Annotated in this window: 11 protein-coding genes and 1 tRNA gene; 3 read left to right on the forward strand and 9 right to left on the reverse strand. The window is 42.0% G+C overall.

The annotated features are described in order from the left end of the window. Positions 1 to 23 precede the first annotated feature (23 nt). The 9 genes from B7695_RS08540 to argR form a co-directional block, all read right to left on the reverse strand. Positions 24 to 95, reverse strand: a tRNA-Glu gene (locus tag B7695_RS08540). Between the two features lie 393 nt (positions 96 to 488). Next, complete coding sequence (locus B7695_RS08545; RefSeq protein WP_084891110.1) at positions 489 to 920, reverse strand: cytidine deaminase family protein; 432 nt, start codon at positions 918 to 920, stop codon at positions 489 to 491. 13 nt (positions 921 to 933) lie between these two features. Then, the gene (gltX, locus tag B7695_RS08550; RefSeq protein ID WP_084891112.1) at positions 934 to 2,394 is read right to left on the reverse strand and encodes a glutamate--tRNA ligase; all 1,461 of its coding nucleotides are present in this window, start codon (positions 2,392 to 2,394) and stop codon (positions 934 to 936) included. Positions 2,395 to 2,521: 127 nt separating this feature from the next. Beyond that, entirely contained in the window at positions 2,522 to 3,871 is a 1,350-nt protein-coding gene (locus B7695_RS08555) for a glucose-6-phosphate isomerase (RefSeq protein ID WP_000018268.1), read from the reverse strand. A gap of 169 nt (positions 3,872 to 4,040) precedes the next feature. Further along, positions 4,041 to 4,730, reverse strand: coding sequence for a gamma-glutamyl-gamma-aminobutyrate hydrolase family protein (locus B7695_RS08565; RefSeq protein ID WP_084891113.1), 690 nt, complete (start codon positions 4,728 to 4,730; stop codon positions 4,041 to 4,043). Between the two features lie 137 nt (positions 4,731 to 4,867). After that, positions 4,868 to 6,634 (reverse strand): multidrug efflux ABC transporter subunit PatB, encoded by a 1,767-nt coding sequence (patB, locus tag B7695_RS08570; RefSeq protein ID WP_084891115.1) that lies wholly within the window; start codon positions 6,632 to 6,634, stop codon positions 4,868 to 4,870. 1 nt (position 6,635) lies between these two features. After that, the gene (gene patA, locus B7695_RS08575) at positions 6,636 to 8,342 is read right to left on the reverse strand and encodes a multidrug efflux ABC transporter subunit PatA (protein ID WP_084891117.1); all 1,707 of its coding nucleotides are present in this window, start codon (positions 8,340 to 8,342) and stop codon (positions 6,636 to 6,638) included. 146 nt (positions 8,343 to 8,488) lie between these two features. Further along, on the reverse strand, positions 8,489 to 11,023 hold the full coding sequence (gene mutS, locus B7695_RS08580; protein WP_084891119.1) for a DNA mismatch repair protein MutS: 2,535 nt from the start codon (positions 11,021 to 11,023) through the stop codon (positions 8,489 to 8,491). Between the two features lie 50 nt (positions 11,024 to 11,073). Next, a complete protein-coding gene (argR, locus tag B7695_RS08585) occupies positions 11,074 to 11,520 on the reverse strand; it encodes an arginine repressor (protein ID WP_001231476.1) in 447 nt (148 codons plus the stop codon). A 135-nt stretch (positions 11,521 to 11,655) separates the two neighbouring features. Between argR and argS the strand changes: the two genes are divergently transcribed. The 3 genes from argS to B7695_RS08600 all read left to right on the forward strand — a co-directional run bounded on the left by argS (position 11,656) and on the right by B7695_RS08600 (position 15,280). Beyond that, positions 11,656 to 13,347, forward strand: a complete 1,692-nt coding sequence (gene argS, locus B7695_RS08590) for an arginine--tRNA ligase (RefSeq protein WP_084891121.1) — start codon at positions 11,656 to 11,658, stop codon at positions 13,345 to 13,347. Between the two features lie 502 nt (positions 13,348 to 13,849). After that, positions 13,850 to 14,095, forward strand: a complete 246-nt coding sequence (locus tag B7695_RS08595; RefSeq protein WP_084891123.1) for a MarR family transcriptional regulator — start codon at positions 13,850 to 13,852, stop codon at positions 14,093 to 14,095. Between the two features lie 168 nt (positions 14,096 to 14,263). Next, the gene (locus tag B7695_RS08600) at positions 14,264 to 15,280 is read left to right on the forward strand and encodes an NAD(P)H-dependent glycerol-3-phosphate dehydrogenase (protein WP_084891126.1); all 1,017 of its coding nucleotides are present in this window, start codon (positions 14,264 to 14,266) and stop codon (positions 15,278 to 15,280) included. Positions 15,281 to 15,301 lie beyond the last annotated feature (21 nt).

The following is a 15,301-nucleotide window of genomic DNA, read 5'->3' on the forward strand; positions in this document are numbered from 1 at the left end:
AGTGTTCCAACCGCAACATACCATAGTCCGTACGGGATTCGAACCCGTGTTACCGCCGTGAAAAGGCGGTGTCTTAACCCCTTGACCAACGGACCAGAGTTGTTATTTTCAACTCTTACTATTATACCGACTTTTTAAACTTTGTCAACTACTTTTTTAAACTTTTTTACTTTTTTGCATGAAGGCAACTTCTCAAAGTAACTTCCACCATAGCGGAACTTAATCTGAAACGCTTTCAGATGAGGAGATGTTGTGCGCTCTTTTTTTCGATTCATTTTGCCTACAAAAGCTATGAAATCAAGCATGATTAAAACCAGTTGAACTTACCCTGACACGGATGTCCACTGGTTTTTAGGATTTTTATCAGATTAACTTCCACTTGGATTAGCGGTGGAACTTAGTTTGGGAATTTACAAATTTTTCAATTCTTTTCAAGTACAGTTTTTCAAATTATAGTAAAAAGAGCCAGAATTGAACCGACTCTTTTATTACTTATCAAACTTAGAAGCACGTTCTTCTCCCCACCAATAGGGCATTAATTCTGCAACTTTAACAGTCTTTCTTCTATTGTAGTCCATCATGAATTCTGCATCTTTATTTTCAGCGTTCAACTCTAAGAGGAACTCTCTGCATGCGCCACAGGGCATTCCTGAACTTCCACCATAAGGTGGTTTGTCTCGAAAGGCTAATACTTTTTTAACCTTAGTTTGTCCTGAAAATTGGTACATATTGAAGAGAGCTGCCCGCTCTGCGCAGAGATGAAACACACCACAGGTTCCCTCCATACAGAAACCTGTAAATATTTGTCCATCTTCTGCTTCTACTGCGGCCACAACATGGTTAGCGTAAACAAAATCAGATACTTCATGTGGATTATACAATTTCTGTGCCTCTTCGTACATCTTTTCCCAGATGTCCATTATTACATCCTTCTTATTTAGAGATCTCTTTTAACATATTTTCGATATGCTGGATTGATTTTTCACGACCTAACAAGAAGATAGTATCTGGCAATTCTGGTCCATGCATTTCACCTGAAACAGCAATACGAATAGGCATGAAAAGATTTTTCCCTTTAATACCTGTTTCTTTTTGAACAGCTTTGATTTGCGGGAAGATATTTTCTGTCACAAATTCATCATCTGTCATTGCTTCAAGTTTTGCTTTGAAGGCTTCAAGAACTGTTAGGACTGTTTCACCCGCCATAACTTCACGCTCTGCTTCTGTCAATTCTGGGAAATCTGAGAAGAAGAGATCTGTCAATGGGATAATCTCATCTACTGATTTCATTTGTGGTTTATAGAGCTCAACTAATTTTTCAGCCTTGTCAGTCAATCGGCCTGCTTCCTCTAAGAATGGTTTTGCCATTTCAAAGATAGTTTCTAGGTTTGCATTCTTGATATAATCATTGCTCATCCAGTCGAGTTTTTTCTGGTCAAAGGCTGCTGGAGACTTGCTCAGGCGGTTTTCATCGAAAAGTTTAATCAATTCTTCACGAGAGAAAATCTCATCTTCGCCACCTGGGTTCCAACCAAGAAGAGCAATAAAGTTAAAGACTGCTTCTGGTAAATACCCTTTTTTACGGTAGTCTTCGATAAACTGAAGAGTGTTGGTGTCACGTTTAGACAATTTTTTCCCAGTTTCAGAGTTGATAATCAAAGTCATGTGACCAAACTCTGGAGCTTCCCAACCAAGCGCTTCATAAACCATGAGCTGTTTTGGTGTATTAGCAATGTGGTCATCTCCACGGATAACGTGAGAGATTTGCATATCATGGTCATCGATGACAACGGCAAAGTTGTAAGTTGGGTAACCGTCTTTCTTTTGAATAACCCAGTCACCACCGATATTGCCACCTTCAAATTCGATATCGCCTTTGACCATATCATGCCATTTATAGATACCTGACTCATTGACAGCCAGACGAACAGTTGGGATGATCCCTGCTGCTTCACGTTCTGAGATGTAAGCTACTTTTTCTTCTTCACTCATACCAAGGTATTCGTTGATGTAGCGTGGTGTTTCGCCAGCTGCTTCTTGGCGTTCGCGTTCAGCTGCCAACTCTTCTTCTGTAACATAAGATTTGTAGGCCTTTCCTTCAGCTAGCAATTGGTCAATGTATTTTTGATACAAGTCCAAACGTTCAGACTGACGGTAGTTTTCATGTGTTTCTGGGCTTTCATCCCAATCCATGCCTAACCAGCGAAGGTTTTCAAGCTGTGAACGTTCCCCATCCTCGACATGACGTTTACGGTCAGTATCTTCAATACGGATAATAAAAGTTCCACCATGATGACGTGCGTAAAGGTAGTTGAACAATGCTGTACGAGCATTTCCGATGTGTAGTAGTCCTGTTGGACTTGGTGCGTAACGTACGCGGATATCTTTTGACATAGTTTCTCCTATAAAGTATCTAGGCGTCTGCCTTTTTGCTCTCTATATTATATCACAAGTCTTGGCTGAGGCCAATTTCTATGGATAAAGAGAGTAAAAAGAGTGGACAAGCCACTCTTTTCTTCTATTATAGACGTGCGTTAAGTTCTTTGCTCAATTCTTCAAATCCTGGTTTTCCAAGAAGGGCAAACATGTTACGTTTGTAAGCTTCAACACCTGGTTGGTCAAATGGGTTGATAGCATTCAAGTAACCTGAAAGAGCGATAGCCAATTCGAAGAAGTAGATTGTGTAACCAAGAGTGAAAGCATCTTGCTCTGGAAGAGTCACGTACATGTTTGGTACATCACCATCTGTGTGGGCAAGAAGAACACCGTCAGTCGCTTTTTTGTTTACAAAGTCAACGTCTTTTCCTTGAAGGTAACCAAGTCCGTCAAGGTCTTCTTCCAAGCTAGGGATAATCACGTTTTTACGAGGTTTGTCAACACGGACAACTGTTTCAAACATGATACGAGTTCCTTCTTGGATAAATTGACCAAGTGAGTGCAAGTCAGTTGAGAAGTTGGCTGAAGTTGGGTAGATACCTTTTTGGTCTTTTCCTTCTGATTCACCAGCCAATTGTTTCCACCATTCTGAGAAGTACTGAAGTGATGGCTCATAGTTTACCAAGATTTCAGTTGCATAGCCTTTACGGTAAAGGATGTTACGAACTGCTGCGTATTGGTAAGCTTCGTTTTCAGAGATTTTATCTGAAGTGTAGTCTTTGCGAGCTGCATTCGCACCTTCCATAAGGGCTTTGATGTCAGCTCCTGATGCTGCGATTGGAAGCAAACCAACAGCTGTCAATACTGAGAAGCGTCCACCGATATCATCTGGAACAACAAATGTTTCCCAACCGTTAGCGTCTGCTTCAACCTTAACAGCACCTTTTTGGCGGTCAGTCGTTGCATAGATACGTTTGTTGGCTTCTTCTTGACCGTATTTCTTAACCAAAAGTTCTTTGAAAACACGGAAAGCGATAGCTGGTTCAGTTGTTGTACCTGATTTAGAAATCACGTTTACTGAGAAGTCTTTGTCTGCAACATACTCTACCAAGTCAGCAAGGTAAGTAGATGAGATTGAGTTTCCTGCATAAAGGATTTGTGGAGCCTTGCGTTCTTCTTTTGTTTGCAAGTTAGCAAAGTGGTGGTTCAAGAAGTCGATTGCTGCTTTCGCACCAAGGTAAGATCCACCGATACCGATCACAACTAAAACATCGCTGTCTGACTTGATTTGCTCAGCAGCTTTTAAGATGCGGTCAAATTCTTCGCGGTCGTAGTTTTCAGGAAGGTCCAACCATCCCAAGAAGTCGCTACCAGCACCAGTTCCTTTACGGATCAATTCATCTGCTGCTGTTACTTGTGATTGCATGTATTCCACTTCATGTGGTGCAACAAATTTGTCTAAAACTTTTGAATAATCAAATTTAATATGTGACATGTTATTCCTCCAATATTTCTTCTTTTCTATCATAACGCTTACCTTCGTTTTTTTCAAGTTTTTTGTCGAATTTCTCCAATTTTTATCAGAATTCAAACGTTTGCGTAAAAATCCCACATTCCAAAAATTTTGAAAAAATAAAAGAAAGAACGACTAGATGTTCCAGTCGTTACAGTTCATTCAATAAATACTCAAATAATTCTAAATTGCCATCTTCTTCATTGACCAGAAACTCTGGATGCCACTGCAAACCGATAATGCGGTGTTCGTCGATAGACTCAATCGCTTCGATGGTCTGGTCTCTTGGATCAATAGCAGTTACACGGAAGTTAGGTGCCAAATCTTTAATGCTTTGACGATGGACGGAGTTGACCTGACTTTCTTTTCCAAATAGTTTGGCCACCACGCTTCCTTTTACTGTCTCAATAGAATGAGATGTTCCGAAAGGTAGTCCTTGCCAGTGACCTTCAATTTCTTGATTGAGGGTTCCGCCAAAGGCAACATTGACAAGTTGAACACCACGACAGATTGCCATAATTGGTTTATTCTGACGAAGCGCTTCTTTCAAGAGAGCCAGTTCAAACTCATCACGTACTAGATTGTAATCATCGCTCTCGATGGTCTTTTTCTCTCCATAAAACTGAGGATGGACATTTTGACCGCCTGTCAAAATCAATTTGTCAATCATTTCCACATAGTCGCGCACGACTGACTCATCACCGACAGGAATGACTAGAGGGAGACCGCCGACTTGACGAATGCTCTCTGCGAATCTACAAGATACAGATGAATGAATGTTTTTGCCTTCTGCGTCTACGGGACATAGATTTGCAGCAACTCCTACAACCGTTCTAGCCATGATGTCTCTCCTTTCGAATGTTAACGATAGTCCTATCATATCACTCAAAATGACTTTCGTCTAATATGTTTTTTTTAAGGTCGTGATAAATATTTTTTATGGACAAGAAAAAGCTGCCCCATAGGACAACTTTTTCCTTATTCGAAAACAAATTGATTGTGATAGAGTTCTGAATAGAAGCCACCTAGCTTCAAGAGTTCATGGTGGTTACCGCGTTCAATGACTTCTCCATCTTTAAGGACAATAATCTGATCAGCATTGAGGATGGTCTTCAAACGGTGAGCAATGACAAAACTAGTTCTGCCTGCTACAACCGCCTCCATGGCATGCTGAATCTTGCTTTCTGTCACCGTATCTACGTTTGAAGTTGCTTCATCGAGAATGAGAACTTCTGGATCTGTCATCAGGGTTCGAGCGATAGAAATCAATTGCTTTTGTCCTGTTGAGAAGATGCTCTGGTCATCATCGATAAGGGTATCGTATTTATCAGGTAAGCTTTCGATATAGTCGTGAATGTGGGTTGCCTTGGCTGCTGCCTCAACCATTTCTTGACTAGCCTCTGGCACACCGAAACGGATATTGTCTCGAATGGTTCCGCTAAACAAGACCGAATCTTGCAAGACAATCCCCACCTTGCTTCTAAGACTATCTAAATCATAGTCACGGATGTCTTTGCCGTCAAAATAAATACCACCAGCATCAACATCATAAAAGCGATTGATGAGGTTCATAATAGTGGTTTTTCCTGAACCTGTCGGACCAACAACTGCTGTCATCTGGCCTTTAGGGGCAGAAATGCTAACATCTTTCAAAATAGGTTTATCAGGCAAGTATGAAAAATCAATGTGGCTGATTTCAACACCTTCTTGCAACTGAGTGAAGGCCGGGGCGTTTTCAGGTCGGATTTCTTCCTCTGCGTCAAACATTTCCTGAATCCGTTCAGCACCTGTAAAGGCTAACTGAAGGCTTCCCCAACTAGCTGCAACTTGGATAATAGGCTGGTAGTACTGCTGTGAAAACTGGGCAAACATAACAATCAAACCTAGGGCTGTACTTGTTTCAATAGACTTATCATTCAAAAGTACAGCTGAACCAGCAAAGATGACGATGGCTGTGTTGACCAGACTCATCCCATTCATGACAGGGAAAAGAATTCCTGAGAACATTCTTCCTTTAAAGGTTGCCTTGCGCACGCGCTCATTTTGTTCAAGAAATCCTGCCATCATATCCTCTTGAATTCCTTGCACAATCACGGCTTTTTGGCCTGAAATACTCTCGTCCATATAGGCGTTGAGTTTCCCTACCTCTTTCTGCTGGAGGTTGGTGTATTTGCGTGCCATTTTTACGATGAAAATCAACATAAGAAAGGCCACTGGTGTGCTGGCAATAGTGATGAGAGCCAGCGTCACATTTCTCGAAAACATGACAAGAATCAGACCAATGTATAAAACAATATTGCTCATGACCTGAATCAAGCTTTCGTTAAAGGCTTGGAGGATATTATCCAAATCACTGGTAAAACGAGACAGGATATCGCCATCTTGACGGCGGTCAAAGAAAGAAACCGTCAAGCGAGCAAGCTTACCGAAGAGGCCTTTGCGCATCTCGTTGGTCGATTCTGCAATCACGCGCGTCATGAGACACATGTATATCACACTAGAGATAAATAGAACCAAAACCAGCAGGCCAAGATTGACCATGATTCCTGATAGGCTTTGCCAAACAAGTTCTGGATTGCCATTTTGATAAGCTTGAACTAAATTAGCTAACTGCGTCACTGCTTGTCCAGAAAAGACCGGAAAGAGAGCTTGAGCAAGAGTCGCCAGAACAATCATCAGAATGACAACTACAAATGATAACTTATAAACTTTAAAATAATTCCAAAAAAATTGAACTGTCTTCATCTTACTCCTCCTTTCCTTTCTGTGTTTCATAGATCTCACGGTAAACAGCATTGTTGGCAACCAAGTCTGCATGCGTACCTTGACCAATCAATCGTCCTTGATCTAGAACCAAGATTTTATCTGCATGGACAACCGAGCTAATCTTTTGCGCGATGATAATGGTTGTCGTCCCCTTCAAGTCCTTATTCAAGGCTTCTTGCACCAGGCGCTCTGACTTGGCATCCAAGGCTGAGGTCGAATCGTCAAAAATCAGGATACGTGGATTGCTGACAATCCCACGCGCAATCGACATCCTTTGCTTTTGCCCACCTGAGAAATTGGTTCCCCGTTCCTCAACTGGACTTTCAAAGGTTTTCTCCATACGATGAATGAATTCACTAGCCTGAGCAATATTAGCTGCACGTTCCATTTCAAATAGAGTAGCATCTCCTTTACCCTGTCTCAAGTTATCTGCAATCGTTCCACTAAAGAGAATGGCACGTTGGAGAACGATAGAGACAGCTTTACGCAGGGTTCCTTCACTCACTTCTCGAATATCCTTGCCTCCAATTTTGATGGCCCCTTCCTGCGGGTCAAAGAGACGTGGAATCAATTGAGCCAAGGTTGATTTTCCTGCGCCAGTCGCTCCAACGACACCAACCATTTGTCCAGGTTCAATAGTAAAGGTCACATCTTTCAGCATCGGTTCCTTGTCCATTGGATAGGTAAAGGTCACATTTTCAAAGCTAAGACTTCCGACCAACTCTTCATCTGGAACATCCTTGAAGGTCATGGCTGGCTCTGCGTCAAGAATTTCTCGAATACGACGCATAGAAATCATAGCACGACTGACAGAATTTCCCAAAAATCCAACCATAACAATGGTAAAGATAATCTGGCTTAGGTAATTGACAAAGGAAGCAATGGAACCAACAACTGACGGATCCGACTGAACCATCCCTGCAACTAGCCAAATAGAGAGGAAGACCGCCCCGTAGCCGACCAACATCATAAAGGGTTCCACTACTGAAAAGGCATAACCGATGTAAAGGTTTTGACCAAGAAGCTCGTCTGAAACCTCCGTAAACTTAGCAAACTGCTCTTTTTCTTGGACAAAGGACTTGACCACGCGAACGCCACGCAGATTTTCCTTGGCAATGGCATTGATGCGCTCAAGAAGGGTTTGAAACTTGGCAAAACGAGGCCCCATCATCCCCATCATGACAGCAGTCAAGGCAAAAATCAAGATAACCATGAGAACAATCACCCACCACAGAGAAGGTAAGGTTTGAACCGCTAGGATAAACGAACCGATGAACAAGAGGGGAAGTCTGAAAAGAATTTGGAAGGTCATCATGACGACGTTCTGAATTTGGTTGATATCGTTTGTCATACGAACAACTAGATTTCCCGCATTAAATTGTTCAATATTAGCATAAGAAAAGGTTTGGATTTTACGGAAGGCATCCTCTCGAAGGTCAGATGAAACTCCTTGGGCAATATAGGCTGCGAGGACAACATTGAGCCCACCAGCAACTAGACCGACCAAGGCCACACCAATCAACCAAGCCCCGATACTATAAATAGCTTCATATTTACCTGCAAGGAGGGCGTCTAACACTTCCTGCAGATAACGCGGTTGCAGAAGTGAACTAGCGACCATCAAGCCTGTCATCAGGAGCGAAGCCAAGGCCTGCCACTTGTAGGTTTTTATTTTCTGAATCAGCATACTTTCTCCTTAAAAAATAGACAAAAGGGAGCGACAATGCGTCAGCTCCTTCTCATTCTGTTTGTGTGATGTTATTCTAGCAAAAAAGTGGAAACTTGTCAAAGAAGTCTCCTTGATACAGCTAGATTAACTAGTGGGTCTTAGTTTTATAGTTTCTGTTTTAACTCTACTAAGACATTCATAGCCTGCATAGGTGTCATATTGTAAACATCCAGCTTAGACAATTCTGCTAGGATAGGATGCTCTTCCGCCGTATCAAATAGTGAAATCTGTTCTGTGACAGCACTCGTTTGTCTCATGGGAGCAGGACTTTCTGTTCCTTGACTCTCTAGCTGAGTCAAAATCTTATCCGCCCTTGCTAAAAGGTCTGCTGGCAAACCAGCAATCTTGGCAACATGGATACCGTAGGATTTATCAGCTGGACCTGGTTCAATCTTGTGAAGGAAGGTGACCTGCCCATCCTGCTCCAAAGTTGACACGTGGACATTGACCAAATGTTGTAAACTAGAATCCAGACTAGTCAACTCATGGTAGTGGGTCGCAAAGAGGGTCTTGGCTCCGATATGCTCATGGATGTATTCGATGATGGACTGAGCAAGAGCCATACCGTCATAAGTTGCAGTTCCACGACCTAACTCATCGAAGAGAATCAAAGAATTCTTAGTCGCATGCGAAATGGCATTGTTAGCCTCCATCATCTCCACCATAAAGGTTGATTGACCTGAAACCAAATCATCGGCTGCTCCGATACGGGTAAAGATTGCATCAAAAATTGGCAAATGGGCACTTTCTGCTGGCACATAAGAACCCAACTGAGCCATAACCGCCGTCATGGCTAATTGACGCATGTAGGTTGACTTCCCACTCATGTTGGGCCCTGTAATCAGTTGAATACTGGTATCTTCTGCCATCTGAATCGTATTGGGAATATAGGTCTGAGCCCCCATGACCTTTTCAACGACAGCATGGCGCCCTTTCTGGATATCAATTCGCGAACCCTCTCCGAACTCTGGCCGAATCAAATGCTGGGTTTCAGCTACAACCGCCAGACTTTGCAAGACATCAACGGTCGCAATTCCTTGGGCTAGAACCTGCAAACGCTGGATATACTTGCTGACCTCTTCACGAATACGCATAAAGATTTCGTACTCTAGATTAGCTGACTTCTCACGCGCCTCAAGCATATCTCCCTCGATACGGGCTAATTCTTCGGTTCCAAAGCGTTCCGAGTTTTTCAGCGTCGCCTTGCGGAAAAAGTGAGCGGGCACATTTCCCAGTTGCGAATTGGTCACATGGAAATAGTAGCCATCCTTTTTATTGTAGTCAATCTTAAGCGTGCTGATACCAGAATTTTCTCGCTCCTTAGCCTCAATCTCAGCAATCCAGCTAGTCCCTTCTCTGAGAACGCGACGGTACTTGTCTAAAGTCTCATCAAATCCAGTCCGGATAATACCCCCATCTGTAATCACATGAGGAGCTTCAGGAGCAATGGCCGCACTAATCAAGCTCTCCAACTCAGGAATGGCATCTAACTGTGCTATGAGATAGACCAAAGCAGGCTGCTCCATCCCTTCTAAAATCGTACGAATCCGTGGCACACTAGATAAGGTGGCCGCCAACTGCAAGAGATCCTTGGGATTGGTTTTGCCAAAAGAAACCCGACTAGCCAAGCGTTCGATATCATAAACACCCTTGAGACTATCTGTCAAATCACTGCGCTCAAAGAAATGGTCGAGAAAGACCTGCACCACCTCTTGACGTTGGACGATTCGCTCCTTATCAATCAAGGGGCGATGAATCCAAGAACGCAAGAGCCGCATTCCCATAGCCGTTTTGGTTTCATCCAAAAGCCAGAAAAGACTACCTTGCTTCTTGCCTGAACGGGCATTCTCAACCAAATCCAGACTAGCCTTGGTCGCATAATCCATCTGCAAGAAATCTTTGATTTCATAGCGGATAACAGGCTTGAGGTGGTTCAATTCCCTCATCTGAGTCCGATGAACATACTGGAGCAGCTTACTAGAGGCTGCTTGCTCCACAGTTGCCAATCGTGAATCCAGTAAATGAAGGTCTTCAAAGCCTTCTTTTTCATAGGAAAGCACCAGATTCATCTGGCGACTGAGGATTTGTTCTTCTTCCTCAGACAAGTCATAACCCAACACCACTTCTCGAGCCTTGAGGTTACGGATTTCCCCACAAACCAGTGTGAAATCCAAAAGACCTGTCACATAAAAGTCACCAGTCACCAGGTCCATATAAGCTAGACCAAATTGATTGCCATCACGATCTATAGCAACCAAGAAGTTGTTCTGACTGTCTGGCTTACTGCTATCAACCACTGTCCCTGGCGTAATGACCTGAACAACCTCTCGTTTAACAACCCCAACAGCTTGCTTAGGATCTTCCGTCTGCTCTGCAATGGCTACCTTATAGCCTTGCTCAATCAAGACATCGATATACTGCTGGACAGAATGATAGGGAACACCCGCCATAGGAATCGGATTGTCCGCATTCTTGTTACGACTTGTTAAGGAAATTTCCAGAATCTGCGCAGCATTGACCGCATCCTCATAAAATAATTCATAAAAATCACCCATCCGAAAGAGCAAAAAAGCATCTGGATATTGCTTTTTAATATCCACATACTGTTGCATGCCGGGTGATAACTTTTCTGTCGCCATTTTCCGTCTCTCCTTGTCAAAAATAAGTCTTGAGAGCAACTCCCAAGACCTTACTTATCTTTCATCAAATCTAGCAAACGATCTTCCATGAGTTTGGCAACGTGCTGGTCTCGACAAATAACCAATAAGGTATTGGCACCAGCAACTGTTCCTAAAATCCATTCATCCTTGTTTGCATCTACAATATTTGCCAAAACAGAGGCTTCTCCCAATTTTGTATGAAGCACCAAGGTAAACTCTGCTCTTGCAACACCTTCTAAATGATGAGACAAAAATTCAACCAAATCAATCTTTTCTGTCTCATTTGCTAGTACATAATACACCATATCATTTTTCTTGACCTTGGTCAAGCCGATTTCGCGCAAATCACGAGACAGGGTTGTCTGCGTCACAAAAACATTGTGCGCCTCCAACCGATCTTGAATTTCTTTTTGTGTACTTAATTTCTCCTCAGTAATCATTTTTTTTATTAACTGATGACGATCTCTTTTTCTCATAAAATCCTCTTATGTGAATATTTATAACTATTTTTATAACTATATTATACCAAAAAAATAGGAGATTTCAAAAATTTTTTCTTCTTTCTTTAAAATTGTGATAAAATAGTAGAAAAGTCCAAAAAGGAGCTCTTAATGAATACAAAAGAATTGATTGCTAGCGAGTTGGCTAGCATCATTGATAGCCTGGACCAAGAGGCTATTTTAAATTTACTTGAAACCCCTAAAAATTCAGAAATGGGAGACATCGCTTTCCCTGCTTTTTCTCTTGCAAAAGTCGAACGTAAAGCGCCACAAATGATTGCGGCTGACCTGGCTGAAAAGATTAACAGTCAAGCCTTTGAAAAGGTTGTTGCAACAGGACCTTACGTTAATTTTTTCCTTGATAAATCTGCCATTTCTGCTCAAGTATTGCAAGCTGTTATCACTGAAAAAGAACACTATGCTGATCAAAATATTGGTAAACAAGAAAATGTTGTTATCGATATGTCTAGTCCCAATATCGCTAAACCATTCTCTATTGGTCACCTGCGCTCAACTGTCATCGGAGATAGCTTATCACATATCTTCCAAAAAATCGGTTATCAAACGGTCAAGATCAACCATTTGGGAGACTGGGGTAAACAGTTTGGGATGTTGATTGTTGCCTACAAAAAATGGGGCGACGAAGAAGCTGTAAAAGCTCATCCAATCGATGAACTTCTTAAACTCTATGTCCGCATCAACGCTGAAGCTGAAAATGACCCTAGCTTGGATGAAGAAGCACGCGAATGGTTCCGTAAGCTTGAAAATGGCGACGAGGAAGCTCTCGCTCTTTGGCAATGGTTCCGTGATGAAAGTTTGGTGGAATTTAACCGCCTTTACAATGAATTGCAAGTCGAATTTGACAGCTACAACGGAGAAGCCTTCTACAACGATAAGATGGATGCAGTTGTAGACATTCTTTCTGAAAAAGGACTACTTGTTGAATCAGAAGGTGCCCAAGTTGTGAATCTTGAGAAATATGGAATTGAACATCCAGCCCTTATCAAAAAATCTGATGGTGCAACTCTCTACATCACACGTGACTTGGCTGCAGCCCTTTACCGTAAAAACGAATACCAATTTGCTAAATCTATCTACGTTGTTGGTCAAGAACAATCTGCCCACTTTAAACAGCTCAAAGCTGTCTTGAAAGAAATGGGCTACGACTGGAGTGACGACATTACCCACGTTCCTTTTGGTTTGGTTACAAAAGAAGGGAAAAAACTCTCTACGCGTAAAGGGAATGTCATCTTACTAGAACCTACAGTTGCAGAGGCTGTTAGTCGTGCCAAAGCCCAAATCGAAGCTAAAAATCCTGAACTTGAAAACAAAGATCAAGTAGCGCATGCTGTTGGGGTTGGAGCCATTAAATTCTATGACCTCAAAACTGACCGTACAAATGGATACGACTTCGACCTAGAAGCTATGGTATCCTTCGAGGGGGAAACTGGACCTTACGTTCAATATGCCTATGCTCGTATCCAATCTATCTTACGCAAAGCGGATTTCAAACCAGAAACAGCTGGCAACTATAGCTTGAATGATGCTGAAAGCTGGGAAATCATCAAACTCATCCAAGACTTCCCACGTATTATCAACCGTGCAGCGGATAACTTTGAACCTTCTATCATTGCTAAATTTGCAATTAGTCTGGCTCAAGCCTTCAACAAGTACTATGCACATACACGTATCCTAGACGAAAATCCAGAACGCGACAGCCGTCTAGCCCTCAGCTACGCAACCGCAGTCGTTCTCAAAGAAGCCCTTCGCTTGCTTGGAGTAGAAGCACCAGAGAAGATGTAAATCGTTACAAGAGACTGGAACTAAAGTTCCTAGTCTCTTGACGGCAATCGCTATATGGCGAATTGCCTAAACGCTTCACTAATTCACCTAACCAAATAATATCGATTTGGTTAGGCTCATGTCGTAATATTTTAAATTACTTGATTGCAAAGCAATCTAAGTAACTAACGCCAAATCCTATCAGGGATTTGGCTAGGCGCTTCACTAGTCATGACCCCTAAATATAATCGATTTAGGGCCATGACGTCGTAATTAGAGATACTTGTCTAATCGCTTCACTAATTCACCTAACCAAATAATATCGATTTGGTTAGGCTCATGTCGTAATCTTTTAATTACTTGATTGTAAAGCAATCTAAGTAACTAACACTAAATCCTATACGGACTTTGGTTTAGAGGTCTATCAAAAATCTTATCAAGTTTTGCTGACTTGTTCTGCTATTTTAGGTCCACTAAATCGATTTATTCACTACTACTTCTTTATCATACAGGGAGATATTCTATGAGCCAATATGCTTATATCCTCGTTGTGATTAGCTTGGTTTTCCTTTTTCTGCTCAATAAGTACGAGAAGGAGAGACTGCAAAGGCTCTACCAAGAACAACTTTTAAAGGATGAAACATTTAGGGCTGGCATCAAAGAAAAAATTCACACAACTGAAAATATCAACGATGTCATTGCTTACATCAATAAAACTTATCATCTGGGAATGTTGCTATCAAAAGACATTACAGATCAATTGAAATAAACCTAGCTATTCTTTAAGGAATATCAAAACCGAGACTAAGTGTTTAATTACTTAGCCTCGGTTTTTGTGTATTTTTCAAGTAACAAAGCAACCACTCCCCAGTAATGCAAGTGCAAAATCCCCTAGAATGTGATAAAATAAAAAGAGAACTCTATCAAGGAGGAAAACATGGAAAAACAAACCGTCGCCGTCTTGGGGCCTGGTTCTTGGGGAACTGCCCTTTCACAAGTCTTAAATGACAATGGACACGAGGTACGTATTTGGGGAAACATTCCCGAACAAATCAATGAAATTAATACACACCATACTAATACACACTACTTTAAAGATGTCTTTCTAGATGACAAAATCATTGCCTACACTGACTTAGCAGAGACACTGAAAGATGTGGATGCGATTTTGTTTGTTGTCCCAACAAAAGTGACACGACTTGTTGCCCAACAAGTTGCAAAAACCTTGGACCATAAGGCTATTATCATGCACGCATCAAAGGGATTAGAACCTGATAGCCATAAACGATTATCAACCATCCTTGAAGAAGAAATTCCTGAACATCTCCGCAGTGATATCGTCGTTGTCTCAGGGCCTAGCCATGCAGAAGAGACCATTGTACGTGACCTGACTTTAATCACTGCTGCTTCTAAAGATTTACAAACAGCTCAATACGTTCAAGAACTCTTTAGTAATCACTACTTTCGACTTTATACCAATACGGATGTTATAGGGGTCGAAACCGCTGGCGCTCTTAAAAACATTATTGCTGTCGGTGCTGGAGCTTTACATGGTCTGGGATTTGGTGACAATGCTAAGGCAGCCATCATCGCTCGAGGCCTGGCAGAAATTACCCGCCTAGGAGTAGCACTCGGTGCCAGTCCACTGACCTATAGTGGCTTATCTGGTGTAGGAGACTTGATCGTAACGGGAACTTCCATCCACTCTCGTAACTGGAGAGCTGGAGATGCTCTTGGTCGTGGAGAATCCCTAGCTGATATCGAAGCCAATATGGGCATGGTAATCGAAGGAATCTCAACGACTCGAGCAGCCTATGAACTAGCGCAAGAACTTGGAGTCTATATGCCCATTACACAGGCCATTTACCAAGTTATCTACCACGGAACCAATATTAAAGATGCCATTTACGACATCATGAACAATGAATTTAAAGCAGAAAATGAGTGGTCTTAACCCTCTAAAGAAAGGATTCTT

The sequence above is a fragment of the Streptococcus mitis genome, assembly GCF_002096845.1.
GTDB classification, from domain to species: Bacteria; Bacillota; Bacilli; order Lactobacillales; family Streptococcaceae; genus Streptococcus; species Streptococcus mitis_A.